A 24,487-nucleotide genomic window follows, 5' to 3' on the forward strand; every position below is an offset into this window, starting at 1 on the left:
GTGACACCAATAACAACCAGTGAACGATGTGGTTTTATATACACGGCGGAAAAATAGCCGTCTATGTGATTCAGATAGATGAATTTTTATCTGAATGAGAGGTTTGGTGAATGATTTGTAAGCCAAATTACGACTGGATCTTTATTGATAGGGAAACTTTAACTCATCGTTGCGGGACTCGATGCTGTCGGCTCAGTACTCCGACACTTCGGTCTGAGACATTTACCAGGAACAAGTAAGTCGCAGCTTAGAAACGAAAAAGCCGCGCCTTTCGACACGGCTTTTTCTTGAATTTGGCTCCCCCTATCGGGACTCGACGCGGGCGGTCAGCTCTGAGACAAAAGTTTGGAACAAACTTGTCGCAGTCTTAAACGAAAAAAGCTCAGTATATCACTGAGCTTTTTTCTTGAATTTGGCTCCCCCTGCGGGACTCGAACCTGCGACATACGGATTAACAGTCCGCCGTTCTACCAACTGAACTAAGGGGGAATTGCTTTGCTTGAAAGCGGGGCAAATCTTACCGACCCTGTAACCTACCATCTAATATGAAAAACATAAGGAATAGATAGGATTTGGCCTAAATAAGTCGGAAGGCCACGTCTTTCAACGGCTGAGAATCCTATCAGCTCGAAAAAACAAAATCCACTAGAAATTAAAAAATCGGCTGAAATTTTTCTAGTTAGCGCAAAAAATGAGAAAAAGCTCAAATTGATAAAGAATATAAGTTCTAAATAGAAGGAATCTGTTACCACAACTCCTTAACTTTACCGAATTAAGAGCTAATTTAAAGCGTCTCAAATATTTACTAAAAGAAAAATCTAACCCACTCTCCAAATGGTTTTATTATGAGATAGCTTTCATTTTAAATGCAACTAAGAACGTATATGATGGTTTGGTCAGTGGGACTAATAATAAAGGACATTTATGTTTAATAAGAAAATGCTTTTCGTTGGGTTGTCATTCGCGTTATTGAGTGGTTGTACTTCGGTTCAATACAATGGTTCACAGGCGAATGCCGTCACTAAGATTGATTATCCTCCTGTCGGTGAGGTAAGAACCGCATATGTGGGTGACCATTTGGTTAGTAAGGGGACTCTTGCTGAAATGAGCGTGTTGCGTGTAACAAACATGATCAAAAGCCTAGCGTATGACATACCTCAAGGTGATTACAATCAGCTTGGATATGACCACAAACAACAGTTCTTCTCACCTGTTGGTGTTATCAAAGCGGCTTTAGCTGACCCCATTCAAGGTATTGCCGTAGAGAACAACCAACAAAATGAGGTCTGTTTTGTGACTATTTTTGGCGCGAAATCTTGTGTTGATGATGCTTACGGAAAATTTTCTATTACTAAAAAAGTGTCTGAGTTCCACGATAGTTTTCAGCAAACTTTGATATACAGTGGAAAAGTAGGTAATAAAATTAACATTAGTTATCGCGAGTTTTCTAATAGCAGGGCAAGGCCTGCTTTTAATAATGAAGCCGAGTATGACTTAGGCGAATCGAATCAAATTGGATATAAAGGTGCTGTGATAGATGTTTTAGAAGCAGACAATACCAAGATCACATATAGACTTGTCAGGAACTTTCCAGACTAGTATCTAGCCCTCGAACGAGGGGGGGGTACTTTAATTGTTTCTTAATTCCCTATATTTAAAGAGAAAGAGGGGAAATTTAAAATGGTTCAGCCAGAAATGTTCGTAGATGAACATACTGATAGTAAAGCCCTATTTAAGATTGTGCATTACCAGACTGGTCACTGGTTAAACTCGACCAGTGTTTTCGTTATCAAGTAAGCTTCGATGGTGCGCCAAGCTGTCAAACCACAAAGCTGAAACCTGTTTCTACTCCAATAATAAAACGCGCTGTAAGCGATTCTAAGCGCGTTAACGGCATAATTGGAGCAATGCCTCATGTGATGGCGGTTAAATTCCAAATAAACAATTTTAAACGGGGTTTAAACACCTCTGAGTGGAACTTGTCACAATCTGTGAGTATTAAATTGATATAAACAGGTCGAATTGCTAGTATCTTGGTAAGAATCGTTAGTTCATGTTGTCAACGGATCGACCATGATTAATGGGTCTTTAATGGAGCGTTTCTATGATTAGATTACTATTGGGTATGCCACCTAAGAAGAAGGCAAAACATCGAAAATATAAGATCAAACCCCAAATGGTAAGCCCTGACACTGTCAAGATGGATATGGAGTCCTTTAATACCAGTGAAGTTGTTAAGAGGCAGGTTAGGCTTGCCAAACGAGCTGTGAGAAAGGAAGCAGCTGAAGCATAGTTTTTGAAGGCGCCGAAAGGCGCCTTTTCACCACATGGATGTTTTATGGTTAGGCCAGTATCTTTACTACTTGTACTTGTTTTATGTTTATCTGGATATTTTTTACTATACCGCACTCATTATAAATACCACCAATTAAGACGTAGTAATGGATATCATACGTTCTTAATGTCCAGTGGTGCAGGGTTGCTTCTCCTGTTCTTAGCCATTTTTGTTTATTTCATTGGCCAGCAGATTTATCAACTAACTGGTTTCAGTTGGTCTCTAGCAAAATGTATCCTCTATGACATTCTTCAGACCAATGCCAGCACTTCTGATGTTGCTCTGTTAGATATCAGCATGGTTATGGGTTGCCTATCTTTACTTTTGCCCACAGTGATATACCGAGGCTCAGTTGATAATTTCTATTCTGAACTTTTAACTTCTTACGAGAATGATCCGGAAAGTTCAGAGTTTACGGAGCTATTTTTCAGGTCTCTTGAATTCGGGCTTCCTATTTTATTTACAATGTCAGACCGAAAAGTGTTTATTGGATATATAACGAGCATGAACGTTTTCGATTTCAACGATATACACATCCGTCCAATTTTAAGTGGTTATAGAACGCAGAAAAAATTGAGGCTTAAGTTGGTTACACCATATCAAGATTTGTTTGAATCATTAGGGGATGAAGGTTCCGAATTTGACGAGGATGTGTTTACAGTAACTCTCCCTTTAAGAGAAATATTGCATGCTCACCTCTATGATTTTACTTATCAAGATGACTTTAGTTTTATTGAAAGCGGATTCCAGCGGACTAGCAAAGCGACAATAAAAGATCACTCATATGATACGTCACTTGATTTACATATGGGTAAAGTGACGTCAGAGAGTTAGTAGCGAGTCGGCGTTTTTTGGGTTTGAAACGGCTTTTTGTGTGTCGCCGTAGTTGTATTATCTTGAGTGTGTCAGTGGAATCAAAGGCTAGGAAATGGCAGATAAGAAAAACCCAATGCGGCTATTTGAAGAGCAACCAGATGTAAGATTCTTTGGATTGCGACTGGTAAAGTTTGTCAGTGTAATTTTTGGTAGCGTCTTTTTCTTTACGCTTGCCGTAACGTTGTTGGATACGTCAGCTTTAGATTGGAAGCTCAATGTCGATGGGCTCAAGTTCTTCTTCCTCGACGCAATGAAAGTACCTGGAAGCATACTGGCTTTCTATCTAGCAGTTCTGGGATTAATCGGGGCTAATCACCGTTCTGAACAAACTAAGAGACAGATTGAAGAAGCTCGCGTACAGAACGACTTTTCTAACTATTACAAGCACCGAGAAGAGTTTTTCAAGTACGTCGATGGAATCAATAAAAATGGACATTTCATAACATCGAGCATGACGACGTTTCATCAGACATTATACCCGGATAGCCGGAATAGGAACTTTAGTGTTAGCCGAAAGCAAATCCGAAGATTAGATCGCTACATCAACTTATTCGTAAGGTCTGTCCCCTTACTTTTTGACCAAGACAAGCATGAATCTGCGCTCTACAACTTAAATGAAGTAAAAGCAATGATTTTGAAAAGGTTTCATTTACGCTATGAAACCGCTCTTCAAGTTCACACCTCGTTAGGAGAGAACGATCCTTGGGGAGATGGTTCGTCTTTGGAGTTACATAATTTTATATCTGAGTTCGTGGATATAATTCGGAGTGTCGATACTTTATTTAAGTTTGATCCTGATTACAGACTTTCTCTAAAAATGCGTGTTTTGTTTCAAACTGAGTGGCTTGTAGTTGACGAAATTGATTTTGATGAACCTGAAGATTCTGGTATCGATGCTTATAAAAATGTGTGCCTTGGAATAGAGAAAATTAAACCCACCAACGTGAATCACAACTAACCCCGCATGCCCTTCACTATGGAGGGCATGAAAACACATACCTTTACACCTCACCCAATCGCACAAGCGGTACTCTCGGCCAACAAGGGCAATGAGCCGTTAGCGATACTGACTGCCGACTTATCAACGCATGATGATGGTTGGTATCAGCTGCTGCCTGCTGGCAAGTCCAAAGCGCCTGATGGGCGACCTAGTGATACTGCAGACGGTCACTGGCATTTAGATGCTGATGGTGCACAAGCTTTTATCGCTGCGACCAAAGCGCTTCGCGATAAAGTTCTGGTCGATTATGACCACCAAACCCTTTATGTCGAACAGACAGGAAAAAAAGCTCCTGCTGCAGCCTGGCTAACCGCCTCTACCGATATTGAGTGGCGTGAAGGTCAAGGTATCTACATCCGTCCGGAATGGACATCCAAAGCCCAGTCAATGATTGACGAGAAAGAGTATGCCTTTCTCCACCAACGGGGTGTCATCTACTATCGGTGATAATCAAGCGACAGTTAATTATATCAATGTTAAGGGAGCCACGGTCTAAACCATAAGCTGTGGTGAATGGGAGAGGTTGTTCAAAATAAATGAAAAAACGTATAGATTTATAAAATTAGGGTTACCCATTTTATGTGGATCAAGTTTTCAATTCTCACAGATACCCCAAAATCGACTGTCAACAGGAATAAAATACATTTTTTTGAAAAAATATCACGGCTGGCTCTTTACTTTTTTGTATGGCTTACCAGTAAAGGGCTAGGGTTACTTATCCACTAAAATTGTGGATAAGTGTGTTGATGAATTCTGAGTAAAGTTATTTTATATGCAACACAGTTTATCTTTTCTGCATTTGTAAGCAGGATTATGCACTAATTACGCAGATAATACAGGTATTTATTAGCGAATCAGAGGAAATAGTGAAAGTGGATAAAATTTAGACTTTAAGGGATAAGGGAACTTTATACTGCTTTTTGGGGAAAACTTGTGGAAATATGATAAATGATATTTGGGAACTATCATTGACTAGGGCGACGTACTATATCAGAGCGTCCTAGGTAAGGCTATAGCGATATGGATAAAGGAAGAAATTTCCTAGTAATAATAGATAATACCCCGATAGACGTATATTCCATTTACTAAGGTATATATAAAGTGTACATATATACAGTTAGTTCGCAGTAAAGTTAAGGAACGGTATGAGCAAAGTTTATGAACTGGTCTCTGGTTATCAACCATCAGGAGATCAACCTGGTGCGATAAAGCAATTACTTGATGGCTTAGATTCAGGTTTAGCCCACCAGACACTGTTAGGTGTGACAGGTTCAGGTAAAACCTTCACATTAGCGAATGTGATCGCTCAAGCGCAACGCCCTGCAATTTTGCTCGCACCTAACAAAACTCTGGCCGCGCAGCTTTATGGAGAGATGAAGTCATTTTTCCCGAACAATGCGGTTGAGTATTTCGTTTCTTACTACGATTACTACCAGCCAGAAGCTTATGTGCCAACCACCGACACGTTTATCGAAAAAGACGCTTCTGTAAACGCCCATATTGAACAGATGCGATTATCCGCGACGAAAGCATTATTGGAGCGTAAAGACGCAATTATTGTCGCATCGGTTTCTGCCATTTATGGTTTGGGGGATCCTGAATCTTACCTGCAAATGATGTTGCATTTGCGCCGAGGTGATGTCATCGACCAGCGTGACATGCTCCGCCGCTTAGCTGAACTGCAGTATTCACGAAACGATGTGGCCTTCGAACGAGGTCAATTTCGCGTTCGTGGTGAAGTGATTGATATCTTTCCTGCTGAATCCGATCAAGATGCGGTACGAGTGGAAATGTTTGATGACGAAGTCGACTGTATCAGTGTATTTGATCCCCTTACCGGCGTGGTCAAACAGCGCGATTTGCCGCGTTACACCATCTACCCTAAAACGCACTACGTTACACCGCGTGATCGCGTTTTGGAGGCGATTGAAAATATTAAAGCGGAACTCGAAGTGCGCAAAAAGCAGTTGTTGGACAACAATAAGCTTTTGGAAGAACAGCGCATTAGCCAGCGTACCCAGTTCGATATTGAAATGATGAATGAACTCGGGTTTTGTTCGGGGATCGAGAACTACTCTCGTTATCTCAGTGGTCGCTCCGAGGGTGAGCCGCCACCGACGCTTTTTGATTATTTACCACATGATGGTCTGTTGATTATTGACGAATCACACGTAACCGTACCGCAAATTGGTGCGATGTATAAAGGTGACCGTTCGCGTAAAGAAACCTTGGTAGAATTTGGTTTCCGCCTACCTTCAGCGTTGGATAACCGCCCGCTGAAATTTGAAGAGTTTGAGTCGCTAGCACCACAAACTATTTTTGTTTCTGCTACGCCGGGTAATTATGAACTTGAAAAGTCAGATGGCGATATTGCCGATCAAGTGGTTCGTCCTACCGGGTTGCTTGATCCTGAATTGGAAGTTCGCCCAGTGGCGACTCAGGTCGATGATCTGCTTTCTGAGATTCGTATTCGAGCAGCCAAAGATGAACGAGTTCTCGTCACGACGTTAACCAAACGGATGGCAGAAGATTTGACGGAATACCTGCATGAACATGATGTGCGCGTGCGTTATCTTCACTCTGATATTGATACGGTTGAGCGTGTGGAAATTATTCGGGATCTTCGCTTAGGTGAGTTTGACGTTCTTGTCGGTATCAACCTCTTACGAGAAGGTTTGGATATGCCGGAAGTTTCGCTGGTGGCCATTTTGGATGCCGACAAGGAAGGCTTCCTGCGCTCTGAACGTTCGTTGATCCAGACTATCGGTCGTGCAGCACGAAACATCGAAGGTAAAGCGATTTTGTATGCCGACTCTATCACTAAGTCGATGAAGAAAGCGATGGATGAAACCAATCGTCGCCGCGAGAAGCAACAAGCGTACAACGAAGAGATGGGGATTGTACCGCAAGCGCTGAAACGTAATATCAAAGATATTATGGAGTTGGGTGATATTACCAAGTCCAAGCGTCAGCGTTCTGGCAAACAAGTTCCATTGTCGAAAGTTGCTGAGCCGTCTCAGTCTTATGAAGTGATGTCTCCACAGCAGTTGGAAAAGGAAATCAGCCGACTGGAATCAGCAATGTACCAACATGCTCAAGATCTTGAGTTTGAGTTGGCGGCTGAAAAACGAGATGAAATTGAAAAGTTGCGTGCACAGTTTATCGTGAATAGCTAAGTTTACCGCTAAGCGTGGACTCAGCGAGTTAGTCAGAAAAAAAGAAGCCAATAGGCAGTCGTTCCTATTGGCTTTATTTGCGAACATATCGTTCACTAACAACGTCAGTTGGCTAGGTGACCCGAGGGGTCAGGATAAAGCCAGCATGATCTATGCCAAATTCTTAACTTATTGATCTCGGTTTTTATTGTTCATAAATACCCCTAATCTGCGCATTGTTATTTGCAAAATGCAAAGCGTAATGCGATTATTGTTTAAAAGATTACAAAAAAGTTAGCTAGGTTATGCAACAACAAACTACTCAAGATCCAAAGTCTCGTTATCTATTAATGGTCGAAGATACCGCTTCCGTAGCGGCGCTGTATCGTTCATACCTCACGCCATTAGGTATCGATATCAATATTGTCGGTACGGGGCGTGATGCGATCGAAAGCCTTAAACATCGTATTCCAGACCTTATTCTGCTTGATCTTCGCCTGCCTGACATGACGGGTATGGACGTTTTACATGCCGTTAAACAAACTCATCCAGACGTTCCAATCATCTTTATGACCGCGCACGGTTCTATCGATACTGCGGTAGAAGCAATGCGTCACGGCTCTCAAGATTTTTTGATTAAGCCGTGTGAAGCCGACCGCTTACGTGTCACGGTGAATAACGCGATACGAAAAGCGACTAAGTTAAAAAATGAAGCCGATAATCCGGGAAACCAGAATTATCAGGGCTTCATTGGCAGTAGCCAAACCATGCAGCAGGTTTACCGCACGATTGACTCAGCAGCGACCAGTAAGGCGAGTATTTTTATTACTGGTGAGAGTGGTACGGGTAAAGAGGTGTGTGCCGAAGCTATCCATGCTGCGAGCAAACGAGGTGACAAACCTTTTATCGCGATTAACTGTGCCGCTATCCCCAAAGATCTGATTGAAAGTGAGCTGTTTGGTCATGTAAAAGGTGCGTTTACGGGGGCGGCTAACGATCGTCAAGGTGCTGCGGAGTTGGCCGATGGTGGTACGTTGTTTCTTGATGAACTGTGTGAAATGGATTTGGATTTACAGACCAAGTTACTGCGATTTATCCAGACCGGTACATTTCAGAAAGTCGGCTCATCAAAAATGAAGAGTGTGGATGTGCGCTTTGTTTGTGCGACCAACCGTGATCCGTGGAAAGAGGTTCAGGAAGGTCGTTTCCGGGAAGACTTGTACTACCGTTTATACGTTATTCCATTGCATCTTCCACCTTTGCGTGAGCGCGGTGAAGACGTTGTGGAAATTGCTTACTCGCTGCTGGGTTACATGTCCCATGAAGAGGGGAAAAGCTTTGTGCGTTTTTCCCAAGAGGTCATTGATCGATTTAATAATTATGAGTGGCCGGGCAACGTTCGTCAGTTACAAAATGTGCTTCGTAATATAGTGGTATTGAACCACGGTAAAGAAATTACGTTGGATATGCTACCACCACCACTGAATCAACCTCTAGAGCGTAAAAGTTTGGCTTCTTTGGCCGAGCCAAAAGAGATGACGACTTCGGATATTGTGCCACTGTGGATTACAGAAAAAATAGCGATTGAAAGAGCGATTGAAGCGTGCGACGGGAATATTCCTCGAGCAGCAGGATATCTTGATGTGAGTCCATCGACGATTTACCGTAAATTACAAGCGTGGAACAGCAAGGAAGAGAGGCAGAAAGTATGAGCATAAATATTCTGAACCATAAGAAAATTGAAAGCCTCTCCATGGAGATTGGCAGTGACAATGTCCCTGTACTGCTTGACATTTTTTTAAGCGAAATTGATACCTATATTACAAACTTGTCACAATATGATGGCACAGAACAGCTGACGTATTTAAAAGAAATCAGCCATGCGTTAAAAAGCAGTGCGGCCAGTTTTGGTGCCGATCGTTTGTGTGACTTAGCAATATCGATTGATAAGAAAGCGAAAGCAGGAGAGTTGGCGGTCGAAGGAGAAGATGCCACCACCATGATCGACGTTTTGCGCGATACACAAGAGGTTTACCGATCCTGGGGCCAATAGTTGATAAAGCCCCTCTCATCAAAAGTGAAGGGCTTTACGGTTTCTGAATAGGATTAACGGTGGTTTAGAAGCTGGGCTTCAATAGCTTGCTTAAGTTTGTTACGGTCATGACGCCAGTCTCGATTGCTTGAAGCCAGTGACTCCGTGACAACATTCCATCTATCGAGGACTTCTTGTTCTGCTTGCTCAGCAAGCACAACATCAATTTTTCTTCCTTGTAGTGCGCGTTCACACCATTCCAGTTTTTGTTCCATGGTCATGCGACCGGCAGGGCCATATTCAGGACTTAAATTAGCCACAAAAATGACTTTGGCGTTTTGGTTGTTTGCGATCGCTTTGCCCAGTTCGGGTAATAGTAATGGCGGCATGATGCTGGTCAGAAAACTTCCTGGCCCTAAAACAATGACATTTGCCTCTGACAGTGCCGCTACCGCTTCTTTTGTTGCGGGCACTTCAGGAGAAAGGTCTAAACGACGCAGATCAGTTTCCATATGGTCAACATTCGTTTCCCCCGTGACCCATTTTCCATCTATTGATAAGGCGGAAAGATCGGATGGATGCTCTGACATCGGCAGAATATTTACATCGACTTTAAGCATATTACGAATAAGATTGATGGCATCTAATGGACGAACCGAAAGGTTGTCCAGTGCTGTGAGCATTAAGTTACCCAAATTGTGCCCGTCAAGTTCGCCACTGCCTTTAAAACGATATTCGAACATCATTGAGCTGATAGAGGGTTCAGTGATCAACTGGTTGATGCAGTTGCGCATATCGCCCCAAGCAATGCCCCCCTGACAATTCCGAATTCGGCCTGTGGAGCCGCCATTGTCCGTGGTAGCAACAATGCCTGTCGCATTGCCGCGAAAATCCCGAAGCGCCGCCAACATTCTACCTAAGCCGTGACCACCGCCAACAGCGACTACTTTATTATCCGTATAGATATTCATACGTTACATTCTTCTAATAAAATTCGTAAAAACGGCTACAATTTAACGTAGTGAGTGTTCTTACGATACTCACTTAGCGGTAAATTGTGTGACTTACGATATTTTTTAGTCCTCAAGTCTGGATTCCAGTATAAATATTCAGTATTTTACACTGCAAAGCTATCAGAGTTTTATTTCTCTGGTTGCCATAACTCCGAGCTCACAACACTAAGTTCAATTAAGGATAGGTGTTCTGAGCCAGTGGCATACTGCCACAAGGGCATGTTTGGAAATGAGCATGCCTCCCGTGTTTGGAAAGGTGTTCCGTGGCGCAACAATTCGAAGACAAATTTCATCGTAAATTCTATTACTTACGTCTGTCTGTTACTGACGTGTGTAATTTCAAATGTACCTATTGCCTGCCTGATGGTTATAAACCTTCGGGCAAGAAAAACTCGTCTTTTTTATCTCTACCTGAAATCAAGCGGGTAGTCACCGCGTTTGCAGACTGTGGCACGTCAAAAGTCCGCATTACCGGTGGTGAGCCAAGTTTACGTAAAGACTTTACTGACATCATCCATGCTGTCGCAACGACACCTGGTATTAAGAAAGTCGCAACAACGACAAATGGCTATCGCATGGCCAAACAGGTGGCTGACTGGCGCGAAGCTGGTCTCTCGCACATCAATGTGAGTGTGGATAGTCTGGACCCACGCATGTTCCATCAAATCACAGGGGAAAATAAGTTCACCGAAGTGATGAATGGTATCGAGCGTGCGTTCGAAGTCGGCTATGAGCAAGTAAAAGTCAACGTTGTGTTGATGAAAGATCTCAACCATCAAGAGCTGCCTGCTTTCCTCAACTGGATCAAAGATAAACCCATTCAATTGCGTTTTATTGAACTGATGCAGACCGGTGAGATGGATGATTTGTTTAATAAGCACCACGTTTCTGGTGTCGCAATCCGTAATCAGCTGATTGCGAATGGATGGTTACTGAAAGTCCGTTCTCACAATGATGGCCCTGCTCAGGTATTCGTTCACCCGGATTACAAGGGTGAAATTGGGTTAATTATGCCTTATGAGAAGGACTTTTGTGAGAGCTGTAACCGGCTCCGAGTTTCTGCCATGGGTAAGCTGCATCTATGTTTGTTTGGCGAGCATGGCATTGACTTACGTGACCTTTTGCAAGGTGATGAACAAGAAAATGAGTTGATCGAGCGCATTCAAGCCCAACTCCAGACTAAATCTGTCAGTCACTTCTTGCATGATGGCAACACCGGGATGACACCTCATCTCGCATCCATCGGCGGCTAACATTACAAAAATTTTATCGGGAAAGCTCTCGTGGGCTTTCTTGATTATATTTCCTGAATCGATAAAAACGAATCCAAGCTAACTTTAGAGAATAGGTGAACTAATGGGTCACGCTGAAAGCAAATTTCAACCTGCAAATATTGCCGTTTTAACGGTCTCTGATACTCGTACTGAAGACAATGACACCTCTGGTCGATACCTTGTAGAACATGCCCAGGAAGCGGGCCATAATGTTGTTGATAAGCAAATCGTGATTGACGATATGTATAAAATTCGTGCGATCGTTTCTCAATGGATTGCTGACGAAAACGTCCAGGCCGTCATGATCACAGGTGGTACAGGTTTTACTTCTCGTGATAGTACGCCAGAGGCACTTAAGCCGCTTTTTGATAAAGAAGTAGAAGGCTTTGGTGAACTATTCCGTATGGTGTCTTATGAAGAGATTGGCACATCAACGATCCAGTCTCGTGCCATTGCTGGTTTTGCTAACCACACTGTTATTTTTGCTATGCCTGGATCTACCGGCGCGTGCCGTACCGGGTGGACGAAAATAATTAAGCAGCAGATGGACGCAAGTCACCGTCCTTGTAACTTTATGCCACACCTATCTGTCTAACCTTTTCTTACAAGCGAAGGAACAACAATGACCCAATTTACCCACATAAATGCGTCCGGCGAAGCGAACATGGTCGATGTTTCAGCGAAAACAGAAACGGTTCGCGAAGCTCGAGCAGAAGCATTTGTGCACATGGCACCAGAAACACTTGAGTTGATTGTCTCTGGTCAACACCATAAAGGTGATGTGTTTGCTACCGCACGTATAGCAGGTATTCAGGCCGCGAAAAAAACCTGGGATCTGATTCCACTTTGTCATCCTCTGTTACTGTCTAAAGTTGAAGTTCAGTTAGAAGCGATTGAGTCGGAAAGCAAGGTTCGTATCGAGTCTGTTTGTAAACTTGCAGGTAAAACAGGCGTAGAGATGGAAGCGTTAACTGCGGCTTCCGTCGCAGCGTTGACTATTTATGACATGTGTAAAGCGGTGCAAAAAGATATGGTCATTGGTCAGGTTCGTCTTCTTGAGAAGACGGGCGGAAAATCGGGACACTTCAAGGCAGAATCATGATTAAAGTACTTTTCTTCGCTCAAACGCGTGAGTTGGTGGGAGTCGACAGTGTTGATTTAGAAGGGCAGTTTGAAACGGTAGAAGCGGTTCGCGCCCATTTAGTTAAAGCTGGGTCTGAAAAAGAGGGTAAGTGGGACTTAGCCCTTGAACCCGGAAAACTACTTGCGGCTGTTAACCAGTCGATTGTGCCTCTAGATGCTGAAGTAAAAGCGGGAGACGAAGTGGCATTCTTCCCGCCAGTGACAGGAGGTTAAGATGGATCCTCGTGTTTCTGTACAAGCTGAAGATTTTTCTGTCGACCAAGAATACCAAGGTTTGTCCGAAGGAACGTCTTCTGGTGCCGTCGTGACATTTATCGGTAAAGTACGCGATATGAACTTAGGTGATAACGTTGTTGGCCTGCATCTGGAACATTATCCTGGTATGACAGAAAAGAGCCTTATCGACATTTGTAATCAAGCTGAAGAGCGTTGGCCGTTGCTTGGTGTGCGGGTTATCCATCGTGTTGGCGATTTGGATATCGGTGATCAAATTGTTTTTGTTGGTGTTTCCAGTGCTCATCGCGGTGCAGCATTTGATGCCTGCGAATTCATTATGGATTATCTAAAAACCCAAGCACCATTTTGGAAAAAAGAACGCACAACAAGTGAAAGTCGCTGGATTGAGTCACGAGACACTGATCACAAAGCGGCAAAACGCTGGGAAAAGTAGTGCATCGCTGATTATCCCCATAATGGAAAGAAAAAGCTAAGCATGACAAGTGCTTAGCTTTTTTATTTATCCCTTTTTACGTAATCCTTAGCGTAACTAACCACCACCTCAAGCACGAATTTCTCGACTATATTCCCTGACTTTTCTGCACAATATTGGATCATGTAAACAACATATAAGCAAACGTTTGCGAATCTTTATATGTCATAAGTGTTAACCTTGTTCTTAAAGGTAGTAGATGATGCTAATAATTGGTTTAAATGTAGATTAATCGAAATTTTAATCTGTGGAGGAGATGTTTGACTCTCTATATAGCTGACCAAGTATTTTTAATTAGTGTTTTTTGCTGGAAATGTGCGACAGATGCAGGATTATCGGTCTTTTTACTACATTTTTATGGCAAATAACTTCAATGATTGCTAATGTGTGCCGCAGTCTTTGTAGGGTTTTAGGTTTTTGGTACATAGTTTTTGCGCTATCTAAATCACAGCCCGTTCTAGTGAACCTACAAAGAGGTCATGGATGCTAACAAAAAAATTTGGAGTTTTACGCATGTATAAGAATAAAATCACGCGCGCTTTATTCATTGGCGCTGGTCTTTCTCTAGCTCTTGCTGGTTGTGGTGGTGATAAGCCAGAAGAGAAGCAAGCTGCTCAGCCAGTCCCTGCCCCAGCTCCTGAAGCGAAGTCTGATTCTTCAGAACCAAAACTGGCTGCGGTTCAAGAATTAGTGCGTGGTAATGGTACAGAAGTAGCGACAATCGACCCTCACAAATCTCAAGGTGTTCCTGAATCTCACGTGATTCGCGACCTACTTGAAGGCCTTGTAAACCAAGACGAAAACGGTAAGACCATCCCTGGTGTTGCAGAGTCTTGGGAAACGGAAGACAACAAAACATTCACTTTCCACCTACGCAAAGACGCAAAATGGTCTAACGGCGATCCTGTAACTGCTGGCGATTTCGTTTATAGCTTCCAGCGTGCCGTCGACCCTGCAACTGCGTCTCCATACGCTTGGTACATGGAATACACCAAGATGAAGAATGCTAAAGACATTGTTGCGGGTAAAATAGACAAGAGCAAACTGGGTGTTAAAGCCGTTGATGACCATACTTTGGTTGTTGAGCTTGATACTGCAGTACCGTACTTCGTAATGATGATGGGCCACACAACGGTTAAGCCAGTTCACCAAGCTACTGTTGAAAAATTCGGTGATCAGTGGACCAAGCCAGAGAACTTTGTAGGTAACGGCGCATATGTTGTTGATAACTGGGTTGTAAACGAGCGCTTGGTATTGAAGCGTAACGAGCAATACTGGGATAACGAGAACACAACGCTAAATCAAGTGACTTTCCTACCTATCGAAAACCAGGTAGCGGAAATGAACCGTTTCCTAGCAGGTGAAATCGACTTTACCAATGAACTGCCAACTGAGCACTTCAAGCGTCTGCAAAAAGAACATCCAGAAGAAGTTTCTGTAACGGGTAACCTATGTACCTACTACTACCTGTTCAACACCAAGAAAGAGCCGTTTGATGATGTTCGCGTTCGTAAAGCGATCTCTTACGCAATTGACCGTAACATCGTAACGGATGCGATCCTAGCTCAAGGTCAAAAGCCAGCTTATTTCCTCACGCCTGAAATCACAGCAGGCTTCAACCCTGAAATGCCAGCTTACGGCAAGATGACTCAGGCAGAACGTGATGCAGAAGCTGCACGTCTTCTAGAAGAAGCCGGTTACGGTAAAGATAACCCACTGAAATTTAACCTTCTTTACAACACTTCAGAGAACCACAAGAAAATTGCGGTTGCTCTAGGTTCAATGTGGAAGAAGACGTTGGGTCTTGACGTAACACTAGAAAACCAAGAGTGGAAAACCTACCTATCTTCTAAAGATGCAGGTGACTTCGAAGTGGCTCGTGCAGGTTGGTGTGGTGACTACAACGAAGCTTCATCATTCCTAACGCTAATGATGAGTAATAACACCACTGGTGGTATTCACTACGATAGCAAAGAGTACGACGAGATCATGAACAAAGCATTCGCTTCTACATCAGACGAAGAGCGCCAAGCACTATATGCGGAAGCTGAGAAGTTGATGGCGAAGGATATGCCTATTGCACCTATCTACCAGTACGTGAAATCACGTCTACTGTCTCCTAAAGTTGGTGGCTTCCCAGCTAACAACGCAGAAGAAAAGATCTACTCTAAAGACCTATACATCACTGAGTAAATCTCAATCAGATAGAATTATAAAAAATCAGGCACTGCATGTGAGAAATCGCATGTAGTGCCTATGTTGTGTCCAAAATTTGGACATTTGGTTTTAAATTACACTGTCACAGACTGAAAGAGTGAGTTTATGCTTAAATTCATCGCAAAAAGGATATTTGAGGCGATCCCAACCATGTTGGTTTTGATCACCGTATCTTTCTTTCTTATGCGTTTTGCTCCGGGAAATCCATTCTCGACAGAGCGTCCATTACCACCAGAAGTTATGGCGAACATCGAAGCTAAATATGGCCTGGATAAGCCTGTATTCGAGCAATACACGACTTACTTGTTTAACGTTGTCCAAGGCGACTTTGGACCGTCATTTAAGTACCTGGATTACTCGGTTAACGAGCTGATTTCTGTTGCGTTACCGGTATCGGCAAAAGTTGGTTTCATTGCCTTTATCTTCACCCTGATTATGGGGGTGACGGTCGGCACAATAGCCGCGTTAAAACAGAATACCTGGATCGATTACACCATTATGTCAACGGCGATGTTAGGCGTTGTCATGCCATCATTCGTATTGGCACCAGCACTTATCTACCTATTCTCCCTTCACTGGCATATTTTCCCTGCGGGTGGATGGAACGACGGTGGCTTCAAGTACCTCGTACTTCCTGTGATTGGTATGTCACTGCTTTACGTGGCGACGTTTGCGCGTATTACCCGTGGCTCAATGATCGAGACATTAAACAGTAACTTTATCCGAACTGCTCGCGCGAAGGGTCTAAGCTACCGTTACATTATTCTTAAGCACGCGCTTAAGCCAGCACTGCTCCCTGTCGTTTCTTACATGGGTCCTGCTTTCGTAGGTATCATTACCGGTTCTGTTGTTATCGAAACCATCTTTGGTCTACCAGGCATTGGTAAACTGTTCGTTAACGCCGCATTCAACCGTGACTACTCGTTAGTAATGGGTGTAACCATTTTAATTGGTTTCCTATTCATCTTATTCAACGCGATTGTCGATATTCTACTTGCAATGATTGACCCGAAAATTCGCTACTAACAGGGAAGTTTGGTTATGTTAACGAAAAAAGAAAACCTTGAAGCGATTGAAAAATTCTCTGAGAACTTAGAGATTGAGGGTCGCAGTCTTTGGCAGGATGCTCGTATCCGCTTTATGCGTAACAAAGCAGCAATGGTGAGTTTATTTATCCTGGCTCTAATGACGTTGGCGGTGATTGTTCTGCCAATGATCGCACCTTATGCATTTGATGATACAGACTGGTACGCAATGCACGTTGCACCTAACGCTGACCACTGGTTTGGTACTGACAGCTTAGGTCGCGACTTGTACGTTCGTACGTTGATCGGTGGCCGAATCTCCCTAATGGTAGGGGTGATGGGTGCATTCGTAGCAGTATTGATTGGTACGCTTTACGGCGCAGCATCTGGCTTCATTGGCGGTAAAGTTGACCGTATCATGATGCGTATCCTTGAGATCCTATACGCGGTACCGTTTATGTTCCTAGTTATCGTACTAGTAACCTTCTTCGGCCGTAACATTATTCTTATCTTCGTAGCGATCGGTGCAATCGCATGGCTGGATATGGCACGTATCGTACGTGGCCAAACGCTCAGCCTACGTAGTAAAGAGTTCATCGAAGCGGCTCACGTTTGTGGTGTCAGTAACTGGAAGATCATTACTCGCCATATCGTACCGAACGTATTGGGTATCGTAGCAGTTTACTCTACGCTGCTTATTCCAAGCATGATTCTGACAGAGTCATTCTTATCGTTCCTTGGTCTTGGTGTTCAGGAACCAATGACAAGTTGGGGAGCACTTCTACAAGAAGGTGCACAGACAATGGAAGTAGCAATCTGGCAATTGGCATTCCCTGCCGCGTTCATGGTTGTGACTCTGTTCTGCTTCAACTACGTTGGTGACGGCCTGCGCGACGCGCTGGATCCAAAAGACAGATAACTAAAGATAGATTAAGGAAGCAACGATGAGCTTACTAGATGTCCAAGATCTGCGCGTCGAATTTACCACTCAAGATGGTATTGTAACCGCAGTAAACGATCTGAACTTCTCACTGAACCAAGGTGAAACCTTAGGTATTGTAGGTGAGTCTGGTTCAGGTAAATCACAGACCGTATTCGCAATTATGGGTCTGTTGGCTAAGAACGGTATTATCTCAGGTAGCGCGAAGTTTGAAGGCAAAGAGATCTTAAACTTGCCTGAAAAAGAACTGAACAAAGTTCGTGCGGAACAGATCGCGATGATCTTCCAGGACCCAATGACCTCACTGAACCCTTACATGAAAGTCAGTGACCAGTTAATGGAAGTGCTAATGCTGCACAAGGGCATGGGCAAAGCGGAAGCGTTCGAAGAGTCAGTACGCATGCTGGAAGCGGTGAAAATTCCAGAAGCGCGTAAGCGTATTACCATGTACCCGCACGAGTTTTCGGGCGGTATGCGTCAGCGTGTAATGATCGCAATGGCACTACTGTGTCGTCCTAAACTGCTGATTGCTGATGAACCAACTACGGCACTGGACGTAACGGTTCAAGCGCAAATCATGGACCTGCTGAACGAACTGAAAGACGAATTTAATACTGCAATCATTATGATCACGCACGACCTTGGTGTTGTTGCGGGTTCTTGTGACAAAGTGTTGGTGATGTACGCTGGCCGTACAATGGAATACGGAACGGTTGATGAAATCTTCTACAATCCTAGTCACCCATACGCAGAAGGCCTGCTGAAGGCGATTCCTCGTTTAGATACTGAAGGTGAGATCCTGCCAACCATTCCGGGCAACCCACCAAACTTACTTCGTCTACCACCTGGCTGTCCTTATCAGGAACGTTGCCATCGCGTGATGAACCGTTGTAAGCAAGAAGCGCCAATCCTGACACCATTTGGTGATGGTCGTCAGCGCGCATGTTTTTCTGAATGGGAGGCTTGGAAAAAATGAGTGCAGATAAATCATTACTATTAGATGTTAAAGATCTTAAAGTTCACTTTAGCATCGCAGCAAAATCGGCATGGCCTTGGACTAAGCCTTCAAATCTAAAAGCCGTCGATGGCGTGAATGTCCGTCTGTACGAAGGCGAGACGCTAGGTGTTGTAGGGGAGTCAGGTTGTGGTAAGTCGACGTTTGCACGCGCAATTATCGGCTTAGTAGAAGCCACTGACGGTGAAGTCGTTTGGTTGGGTCAAGACCTGACCAAGATGAAAGATGTACAGCGCCGTGAAACGCGCAAAGAGATCCAAATGATTTTCCAGGATCCTTTAGCGTCACTCAACCCGCGTATGACCGTCGGCGACATCATCGCTGAACCACTAGAAACCTTTTATCCAGAGCTTTCAAAGCAAGAAGTGAAAGATCGTGTTAAAGAGATGATGGCGAAAGTGGGTCTGCTACCTAACGTGATCAACCGTTATCCGCATGAATTCTCTGGTGGTCAGTGTCAGCGTATTGGTATTGCACGTGCGCTTATCTTGAAGCCAAAAATGATCATCTGTGATGAGCCGGTATCTGCACTGGATGTATCAATTCAGGCTCAGGTAGTGAACCTACTTAAAGAAATCCAAAAAGAGTTGGGTCTTTCTTTGGTATTTATCGCGCACGACTTGTCAGTGGTAAAACACATTTCTGATCGTGTGCTGGTGATGTACCTGGGTAATGCGGTAGAGCTAGGTGAGGCGGACGCACTATTTGCTGACCCGAAACACCCATACACTCGTGCGTTGATGTCGGCAGTACCAATTCCAGATCCAAAGATTGAGCGCAGTAAGAAAATCCAGATGCTGGAAGGTGATCTACCATCACCAATCAGCCCACCGTCGGGTTGTGTATTCCGCACTCGTTGCCCGCAAGCAACGGAAGAGTGTGCAAAGACCAAACCGACAATCCAGGGTAACGACGTTCACGCGGTATCTTGTCTACACGTTCATGTATAAGTTATTCAGCCTGTGACGGGCTTAAGCGCGGCTCTTTCGTTAGGGCCGCGCTTTTTTTATTGTCTTCGATTGGGCACTTATTCAAATTTCTTGAACGTCATGTCCGAAGCCCGGCTGTTTTCTGTTCGTTACGAATCGCTAATATAGAGGAAAATAGAACGAGAGGAGAGCGAAGATGGGTAAATTGGTCGAAGGTGTTTGGCACGACGTCTGGTACGATACGAAATCAAGCGGTGGTAAATTTGTCCGCGAAGATGCAGGATTTCGCAATTGGATCAAGAATGAGCCGGATGCAGATTTCCAACCAGAATCTGGCCGTTATCACTTGTATGTTTCTCTTGCTTGTCCCTGGGCGCACCGAACGCTTATTTTCAGAAAACTCAAAGGGCTAGAGCCACATATTGATGTCACGGTTGTGTGCCCCGACATGCTTAGTCAAGGTTGGCAAATGGGCTTACCTGAGCCACTGTTTGGTCATACGCGTATGCATCAAATTTATACCCAGGCGAAACCAGATTACACGGGGCGTGTGACCGTTCCAGTCCTATGGGATAAAAAAACCAACACGATTGTATCTAATGAATCTTCCGAGATTATCCGTATGTTCAACTCAGCATTTAATGAATTAACGAGTAATGACGACGATTACTATCCAGAGCAGTTACAAACAGCTATCGATGAGTGGAACGATTTTATTTATCCGAATGTGAATAATGGTGTGTATCGCTGTGGATTTGCAACGACTCAGGAAGCTTATGAAGAAGCCTTTGATTCACTGTTTTCTGCGCTTGATAAAATTGATGCACATCTGGGCACGCATCGTTATTTAACCGGTAATCAGATTACCGAGGCGGATTGGCGTCTGTTTACAACACTAATACGTTTTGATGCTGTGTATGTTGGTCACTTTAAATGCAATAAAAAACGCATTGCGGATTACTCTAATATCCAAGGCTACTTAAAAGAGTTGTATCAAGTTGATGGGGTGGCAGAGACAACTGATTTCTACCATATCAAACGTCATTATTACTTCAGCCATACAGGAATTAACCCGACACAGGTTGTTCCAAAAGGCCCTGAGTTAGATTTAGAGTCGTCACACGGGCGCGAACAACTTTCAAATTAGTCTTTCTCAAAGAGCGTCACTTATGTGGCGCTTTTTCATCTCCTAACCGAGAGTATATGCGTTTAGGCGCATTTTTATTGGTTATTCCCCTTGGCATCACAGATAATTCCGGCACATGGCATAAACTAATGATATAGAACCGATCTTTTAACGAGGTGAGGTATGGATATCAGCGAGTTTGCATCTGGTGAGCATCAAATCTGGAATTTGCTTATTGCGCTTCTCTTAGGGGCGATTGTTGGCATTCAGCGTGGCTGGGTTAAGCGGAATAGTGTCGAAGGCAGTCGTGTCGCAGGTATCCGTACTTATTCTTTGGTGGGATTGCTTGGTGGTCTGGTTGCGATACTTGCGAGTCACTATTCGCCTTTGCTTCTCGGTTTTGCGTTGATCGCCCTGGTGATTTTGGCGTGTATTGCGTTTTTTGTGAAGCAAAAGAACAGCGGTGATGTCAGTATTACGGGTTTAGTGAGCCTGTTGGTGACGTTTGTTTTAGGCAGTCTAGCTGTCGCCGGTGAAGCGGTGCTTGCTGCATCTGCCGCCGTGATCACAGCTCTGGTGCTGGATAATAAGAAAGAGCTCCACGAGGCATTGCAAAAGCTACAAGAGTACGAACTGGATGCGGCCCTAAGTTTACTTCTCATCTCTATCGTTTTACTACCACTCTTACCCAATAAAACGTATGGTCCTTGGAACGCGCTAAATCCTTACGAGATATGGTGGATGGTCGTATTGATCGCCAGTATTTCTTTTGTCGGCTATTTTGCGATTAAGATTGGAGGGGCGAGGAGGGGGATCTTATTTACGTCCGTGTTTGCTGGTTTAAGCTCTTCGACGGCACTGACTCTGCAATTTTCTCATCTGTCACGCGAACAACCTACAATCAGCCCACTGCTCGCAAGTGGTATTTTGATCAGTTGTGGCACCATGTTTCCACGACTACTGATTGTATTGTCCGTCATTAACCCGCCACTGGTGAAAATACTCTGGCCAATTGTACTGGCAATGATGATAGCGCTTTACTTACCTGCCTGGTGGATATGGAGAAACAGCCAAACCGAAAAGATTGAGCAATCGAACAAGCAAAGTAACCCGCTTGCCCTACAATCCGCTCTGTTTTTTGGGGTGATACTGGCGGTGATCATGTTGCTCTCACATGCGCTCTCAGAGTGGTTTGGCGATGCTGGTGTTCTGATTCTTGCAGCGGTATCAGGGATCACAGATGTGGATGCCATTTCTCTTGCTCTTGGCCGTCAAAGCGTCCAGTACATGAGTGTGACGACAGCGGCGCTGGGTATCATCATCGCCGCATCTGTGAATACGATAGTAAAAATGGGCATGGTGATGGCTTTAGGTGAGAGGAGGCTATGGCACCGGGTTGCCCCTGTGATGATCGGGTGTGTAATTGTTGGTGGGCTGATGTTCGTCGCTATCGGATATTAACAATATTGTGCGCAACAAAAAGCCCTCGACGAATCGAGGGCTTTGCTATTTACCAGTTTAGACTAGCTCATTGTTAGACTGAGCTAGAATTACTTTTGCTCTTGATCAGCCTGGATAGCAGTCAGTGCGATGGTGTAAACGATATCGTCTACTAGTGCACCACGAGACAAGTCGTTTACAGGCTTGCGCATACCTTGCAGCATTGGACCGATAGATACTAGGTCTGCTGAACGTTGTACCGCTTTGTAAGTCGTGTTACCCGTGTTTAGATCTGGGAATACGAATACTGTTGCTTTACCTGCTACTGGAGAGTTTGGCGCTTTAGAAGCCGCTACGTTTTCCATGATCGCTGCATCGTACTGTAGAGGGCCGTCGATGATTAGGTCAGGACGTTTCTCTTGAGCCAGTTTGGTTGCTTCACGTACTTTGTCTACGTCTGCACCTTTACCAGATTCACCAGTAGAGTAAGAGATCATTGCTACGCGAGGTTCAATACCGAACGCTGCTGCTGAGTCAGCAGACTGGATCGCGATTTCAGCAAGCTGTTCTGCTGTTGGATCAGGGTTGATTGCACAGTCACCGTAAACCAGAACTTGATCAGGCAGAAGCATGAAAAATACGGAAGAAACGATAGACGCGTTAGGTGCCGTCTTAATGATTTGGAACGGAGGAACGATAGTGTTCGCTGTGGTATGAACCGCACCAGAAACCAGACCGTCAACTTCGTCGTTCTCAAGCATCATTGTGCCTAGGAATACTGAGTCTTGTAGTTTCTCGCGAGCAACCACTTCAGTCATGCCTTTCGCACCACGTAGCTCAACCAAACGAGCAACGTAGTTTTCACGAATCGCATCAGAATCAATGATCTGAACGCCTGCACCAAGCTCCACGCCTTGCTGAGCTGCAACGCGTTTGATTTCTGCCGGGTTACCAAGTAGAACACATTCAGCGATGCCGCGATCCGCACAGATAGCCGCAGCTTTCACTGTACGTGGTTCGTCACCTTCAGGTAGAACGATACGCTTGCCAGCTTTACGAGCGAATTCTGTTAGCTGGTAACGGAATGCTGGTGGGCTTAGACGACGAGACTTCTGAGTACCTTCAGTCATTGACTCGATCCAGTTGCCATCGATGTGACCTGCAACGTGTTCGTTGATGAACTCGATACGCTCTCTATCGTCCGCAGGAACTTCAATGCTGAAGCTCTGTAGATTTAGCGATGTCTGCCAAGTGTTACCTTGAGCTTTGAAGATCGGTAGACCCGTTTCGAATGCAGGCTTACATAGGCCTTCGATTTCTTTAGGGATGTCGTAACCGCCAGTTAGTAGTACCGCACCGATATCAACACCGTTCATTGCTGCTAGAGACGCCGCAACGATGACGTCTGGACGGTCTGCCGACGTTACTAGCAGAGAGCCAGGTTTGAAGTGCTCAATCATGTTTGGCAGAGAACGTGCACAGAACGTGATGCTCTTGATACGACGAGTCTTAATGTCACCTTCGTTGATGATATCTGCATTAAGGTGTTTCGCCATATCGATTGCACGTGTAGCAATCAGGTCAATGCTCCATGGCACACAGCCGAGTACACGAATTGGAGAAGTATTGAAGATTTCCATCACTTTCAATTCATTTTGCTTCGCCTTGTCTGCATCGTCAAAGATTTCAGACAGGTCAGGGCGAGTGCGGCCAGCTTCGTCAACAGGCGCGTTTAGCTTGTTGATGATAACGCCAGAGATGTTTTTGTTCTTAGTGCCACCGAAGTTTGAACATGCAACTTCGATGCGCTCTTTAAGCTGAGCTGGGTTATCCGTACCAGGCGTTGCTACGAGAACAATTTCAGCACCAAGTGTTGCCGCGATTTCCGCATTCACCTGGTTAGCGAATGGATGCTTACGAGTCGGTACCAGACCTTCGATAAGGGTTACATCTGCATCTTTATTGATTTGATTGTAACGCTCAACGATGGTTTCTAGTAGCTCATCCATGTTGTCGTTACCGATCAGGTTTTCAGCAACAGACATCGCCATTGGTTGGCCGATCTTCATATCGCTGTTGTGACCAACGATAGTTGAAGTTAGATCTGGCTGATCGCCACCGCTGCGAGGCTGACAAATCGGTTTGTAGAAAGAAACTTTAACGCCTTTGCGCTCCATAGCGCGAAGAACACCCATGCTTACGCTAGTTAAACCAACACCAGCACTTGCAGGGATAAGCATAATAGTACGAGACATTCG

The 24,487-nt window shown here is 44.4% G+C and carries 21 protein-coding genes, 1 tRNA gene and 1 riboswitch; of the genes, 19 read left to right on the top strand and 3 right to left on the bottom strand.

From position 1 onward, the window contains the following. Positions 1–413 precede the first annotated feature (413 nt). Positions 414–489, bottom strand: a tRNA-Asn gene (locus RXX31_RS10095). A gap of 435 nt (positions 490–924) precedes the next feature. Here RXX31_RS10095 and RXX31_RS10100 point away from each other — a divergent pair. The 7 genes from RXX31_RS10100 to luxU all read left to right on the top strand — a co-directional run bounded on the left by RXX31_RS10100 (position 925) and on the right by luxU (position 9,419). Beyond that, a complete protein-coding gene (locus tag RXX31_RS10100) occupies positions 925–1,599 on the top strand; it encodes a hypothetical protein (RefSeq protein ID WP_317589118.1) in 675 nt (224 codons plus the stop codon). Positions 1,600–2,461: 862 nt separating this feature from the next. Next, positions 2,462–3,169, top strand: coding sequence for a hypothetical protein (locus RXX31_RS10105; RefSeq protein ID WP_317589119.1), 708 nt, complete (start codon positions 2,462–2,464; stop codon positions 3,167–3,169). A 94-nt stretch (positions 3,170–3,263) separates the two neighbouring features. Next, the gene (locus tag RXX31_RS10110) at positions 3,264–4,169 is read left to right on the top strand and encodes a hypothetical protein (RefSeq protein WP_317589120.1); all 906 of its coding nucleotides are present in this window, start codon (positions 3,264–3,266) and stop codon (positions 4,167–4,169) included. Between the two features lie 27 nt (positions 4,170–4,196). After that, a complete protein-coding gene (locus RXX31_RS10115) occupies positions 4,197–4,658 on the top strand; it encodes a phage protease (RefSeq protein WP_317589121.1) in 462 nt (153 codons plus the stop codon). A gap of 698 nt (positions 4,659–5,356) precedes the next feature. Next, the gene (gene uvrB, locus RXX31_RS10120; protein WP_317589122.1) at positions 5,357–7,387 is read left to right on the top strand and encodes an excinuclease ABC subunit UvrB; all 2,031 of its coding nucleotides are present in this window, start codon (positions 5,357–5,359) and stop codon (positions 7,385–7,387) included. 284 nt (positions 7,388–7,671) lie between these two features. After that, positions 7,672–9,078: a quorum-sensing sigma-54 dependent transcriptional regulator LuxO gene (gene luxO / locus RXX31_RS10125; protein ID WP_411197974.1), complete on the top strand. Its 1,407-nt coding sequence runs from the start codon at positions 7,672–7,674 to the stop codon at positions 9,076–9,078. After that, positions 9,075–9,419, top strand: a complete 345-nt coding sequence (luxU, locus tag RXX31_RS10130) for a quorum-sensing phosphorelay protein LuxU (RefSeq protein WP_317589124.1) — start codon at positions 9,075–9,077, stop codon at positions 9,417–9,419. Before luxO ends, luxU begins: the two co-directional genes overlap by 4 nt. Positions 9,420–9,472: 53 nt before the next feature. On the opposite strand, the gene RXX31_RS10135 is transcribed toward luxU, so the two are convergent. Further along, positions 9,473–10,369 (bottom strand): YvcK family protein, encoded by an 897-nt coding sequence (locus RXX31_RS10135; RefSeq protein ID WP_317589126.1) that lies wholly within the window; start codon positions 10,367–10,369, stop codon positions 9,473–9,475. Positions 10,370–10,548: 179 nt separating this feature from the next. Next, a riboswitch (molybdenum cofactor riboswitch) is annotated at positions 10,549–10,686 on the top strand. On the opposite strand from RXX31_RS10135, the gene moaA reads away from it, so the two are divergent. The 12 genes from moaA (at position 10,675) to RXX31_RS10195 (ending at position 22,250) form a co-directional block, all read left to right on the top strand. Next, a complete protein-coding gene (gene moaA, locus RXX31_RS10140) occupies positions 10,675–11,664 on the top strand; it encodes a GTP 3',8-cyclase MoaA (protein WP_317589127.1) in 990 nt (329 codons plus the stop codon). It overlaps the preceding riboswitch by 12 nt. 103 nt (positions 11,665–11,767) lie before the next feature. Beyond that, entirely contained in the window at positions 11,768–12,280 is a 513-nt protein-coding gene (gene moaB, locus RXX31_RS10145) for a molybdenum cofactor biosynthesis protein B (RefSeq protein WP_317589128.1), read from the top strand. Between the two features lie 27 nt (positions 12,281–12,307). Beyond that, positions 12,308–12,787, top strand: coding sequence for a cyclic pyranopterin monophosphate synthase MoaC (gene moaC / locus RXX31_RS10150; RefSeq protein WP_014232530.1), 480 nt, complete (start codon positions 12,308–12,310; stop codon positions 12,785–12,787). Continuing rightward, the gene (gene moaD / locus RXX31_RS10155; RefSeq protein WP_317589130.1) at positions 12,784–13,041 is read left to right on the top strand and encodes a molybdopterin synthase sulfur carrier subunit; all 258 of its coding nucleotides are present in this window, start codon (positions 12,784–12,786) and stop codon (positions 13,039–13,041) included. The genes moaC and moaD overlap by 4 nt, the downstream gene beginning before the upstream one ends. 1 nt (position 13,042) lies before the next feature. Continuing rightward, complete coding sequence (moaE, locus tag RXX31_RS10160; RefSeq protein ID WP_317589132.1) at positions 13,043–13,498, top strand: molybdopterin synthase catalytic subunit MoaE; 456 nt, start codon at positions 13,043–13,045, stop codon at positions 13,496–13,498. Positions 13,499–14,050: 552 nt separating this feature from the next. Continuing rightward, positions 14,051–15,730: an ABC transporter substrate-binding protein gene (locus tag RXX31_RS10165; protein WP_317589133.1), complete on the top strand. Its 1,680-nt coding sequence runs from the start codon at positions 14,051–14,053 to the stop codon at positions 15,728–15,730. Between the two features lie 129 nt (positions 15,731–15,859). After that, entirely contained in the window at positions 15,860–16,780 is a 921-nt protein-coding gene (oppB, locus tag RXX31_RS10170; RefSeq protein ID WP_317589135.1) for an oligopeptide ABC transporter permease OppB, read from the top strand. A 15-nt stretch (positions 16,781–16,795) separates the two neighbouring features. After that, positions 16,796–17,698 (top strand): oligopeptide ABC transporter permease OppC, encoded by a 903-nt coding sequence (gene oppC, locus RXX31_RS10175; protein WP_020335663.1) that lies wholly within the window; start codon positions 16,796–16,798, stop codon positions 17,696–17,698. Positions 17,699–17,723: 25 nt separating this feature from the next. Next, positions 17,724–18,695, top strand: a complete 972-nt coding sequence (locus RXX31_RS10180; protein WP_317589137.1) for an ABC transporter ATP-binding protein — start codon at positions 17,724–17,726, stop codon at positions 18,693–18,695. Beyond that, positions 18,692–19,684, top strand: coding sequence for a murein tripeptide/oligopeptide ABC transporter ATP binding protein OppF (gene oppF / locus RXX31_RS10185; protein ID WP_317589138.1), 993 nt, complete (start codon positions 18,692–18,694; stop codon positions 19,682–19,684). Before RXX31_RS10180 ends, oppF begins: the two co-directional genes overlap by 4 nt. Before the next feature lie 175 nt (positions 19,685–19,859). Next, the gene (locus tag RXX31_RS10190; RefSeq protein ID WP_317589139.1) at positions 19,860–20,810 is read left to right on the top strand and encodes a glutathione S-transferase family protein; all 951 of its coding nucleotides are present in this window, start codon (positions 19,860–19,862) and stop codon (positions 20,808–20,810) included. A 162-nt stretch (positions 20,811–20,972) separates the two neighbouring features. Next, a complete protein-coding gene (locus tag RXX31_RS10195) occupies positions 20,973–22,250 on the top strand; it encodes an MgtC/SapB family protein (RefSeq protein WP_317589141.1) in 1,278 nt (425 codons plus the stop codon). A gap of 89 nt (positions 22,251–22,339) precedes the next feature. Here the strand turns inward: RXX31_RS10195 and pta are convergent, their stop codons facing one another. After that, positions 22,340–24,484, bottom strand: coding sequence for a phosphate acetyltransferase (gene pta / locus RXX31_RS10200; protein ID WP_317589143.1), 2,145 nt, complete (start codon positions 24,482–24,484; stop codon positions 22,340–22,342). Between the last annotated feature and the right edge of the window lie 3 nt (positions 24,485–24,487).

The organism is Vibrio sp. EA2 (assembly GCF_033042495.1).
Taxonomy (GTDB): domain Bacteria; phylum Pseudomonadota; class Gammaproteobacteria; order Enterobacterales; family Vibrionaceae; genus Vibrio.

What these genes read in the sequence shown, in the direction of transcription:
- RXX31_RS10135 (WP_317589126.1), bottom strand. Translation starts at nt 10,369, where the DNA reads ATGAATATCTATACGGATAATAAAGTAGTCGCTGTTGGCGGTGGTCAC.
- moaE (WP_317589132.1), top strand. Translation starts at nt 13,043, where the DNA reads ATGGATCCTCGTGTTTCTGTACAAGCTGAAGATTTTTCTGTCGACCAA.
- oppB (WP_317589135.1), top strand. Translation starts at nt 15,860, where the DNA reads ATGCTTAAATTCATCGCAAAAAGGATATTTGAGGCGATCCCAACCATG.
- RXX31_RS10105 (WP_317589119.1), top strand. Translation starts at nt 2,462, where the DNA reads ATGTCCAGTGGTGCAGGGTTGCTTCTCCTGTTCTTAGCCATTTTTGTT.
- RXX31_RS10180 (WP_317589137.1), top strand. Translation starts at nt 17,724, where the DNA reads ATGAGCTTACTAGATGTCCAAGATCTGCGCGTCGAATTTACCACTCAA.
- RXX31_RS10195 (WP_317589141.1), top strand. Translation starts at nt 20,973, where the DNA reads ATGGATATCAGCGAGTTTGCATCTGGTGAGCATCAAATCTGGAATTTG.
- pta (WP_317589143.1), bottom strand. Translation starts at nt 24,484, where the DNA reads ATGTCTCGTACTATTATGCTTATCCCTGCAAGTGCTGGTGTTGGTTTA.
- oppF (WP_317589138.1), top strand. Translation starts at nt 18,692, where the DNA reads ATGAGTGCAGATAAATCATTACTATTAGATGTTAAAGATCTTAAAGTT.
- RXX31_RS10110 (WP_317589120.1), top strand. Translation starts at nt 3,264, where the DNA reads ATGGCAGATAAGAAAAACCCAATGCGGCTATTTGAAGAGCAACCAGAT.
- RXX31_RS10115 (WP_317589121.1), top strand. Translation starts at nt 4,197, where the DNA reads ATGAAAACACATACCTTTACACCTCACCCAATCGCACAAGCGGTACTC.
- luxU (WP_317589124.1), top strand. Translation starts at nt 9,075, where the DNA reads ATGAGCATAAATATTCTGAACCATAAGAAAATTGAAAGCCTCTCCATG.
- oppC (WP_020335663.1), top strand. Translation starts at nt 16,796, where the DNA reads ATGTTAACGAAAAAAGAAAACCTTGAAGCGATTGAAAAATTCTCTGAG.
- RXX31_RS10190 (WP_317589139.1), top strand. Translation starts at nt 19,860, where the DNA reads ATGGGTAAATTGGTCGAAGGTGTTTGGCACGACGTCTGGTACGATACG.
- moaC (WP_014232530.1), top strand. Translation starts at nt 12,308, where the DNA reads ATGACCCAATTTACCCACATAAATGCGTCCGGCGAAGCGAACATGGTC.
- luxO (WP_411197974.1), top strand. Translation starts at nt 7,672, where the DNA reads ATGCAACAACAAACTACTCAAGATCCAAAGTCTCGTTATCTATTAATG.
- RXX31_RS10165 (WP_317589133.1), top strand. Translation starts at nt 14,051, where the DNA reads ATGTATAAGAATAAAATCACGCGCGCTTTATTCATTGGCGCTGGTCTT.
- RXX31_RS10100 (WP_317589118.1), top strand. Translation starts at nt 925, where the DNA reads ATGTTTAATAAGAAAATGCTTTTCGTTGGGTTGTCATTCGCGTTATTG.
- moaB (WP_317589128.1), top strand. Translation starts at nt 11,768, where the DNA reads ATGGGTCACGCTGAAAGCAAATTTCAACCTGCAAATATTGCCGTTTTA.
- moaD (WP_317589130.1), top strand. Translation starts at nt 12,784, where the DNA reads ATGATTAAAGTACTTTTCTTCGCTCAAACGCGTGAGTTGGTGGGAGTC.
- uvrB (WP_317589122.1), top strand. Translation starts at nt 5,357, where the DNA reads ATGAGCAAAGTTTATGAACTGGTCTCTGGTTATCAACCATCAGGAGAT.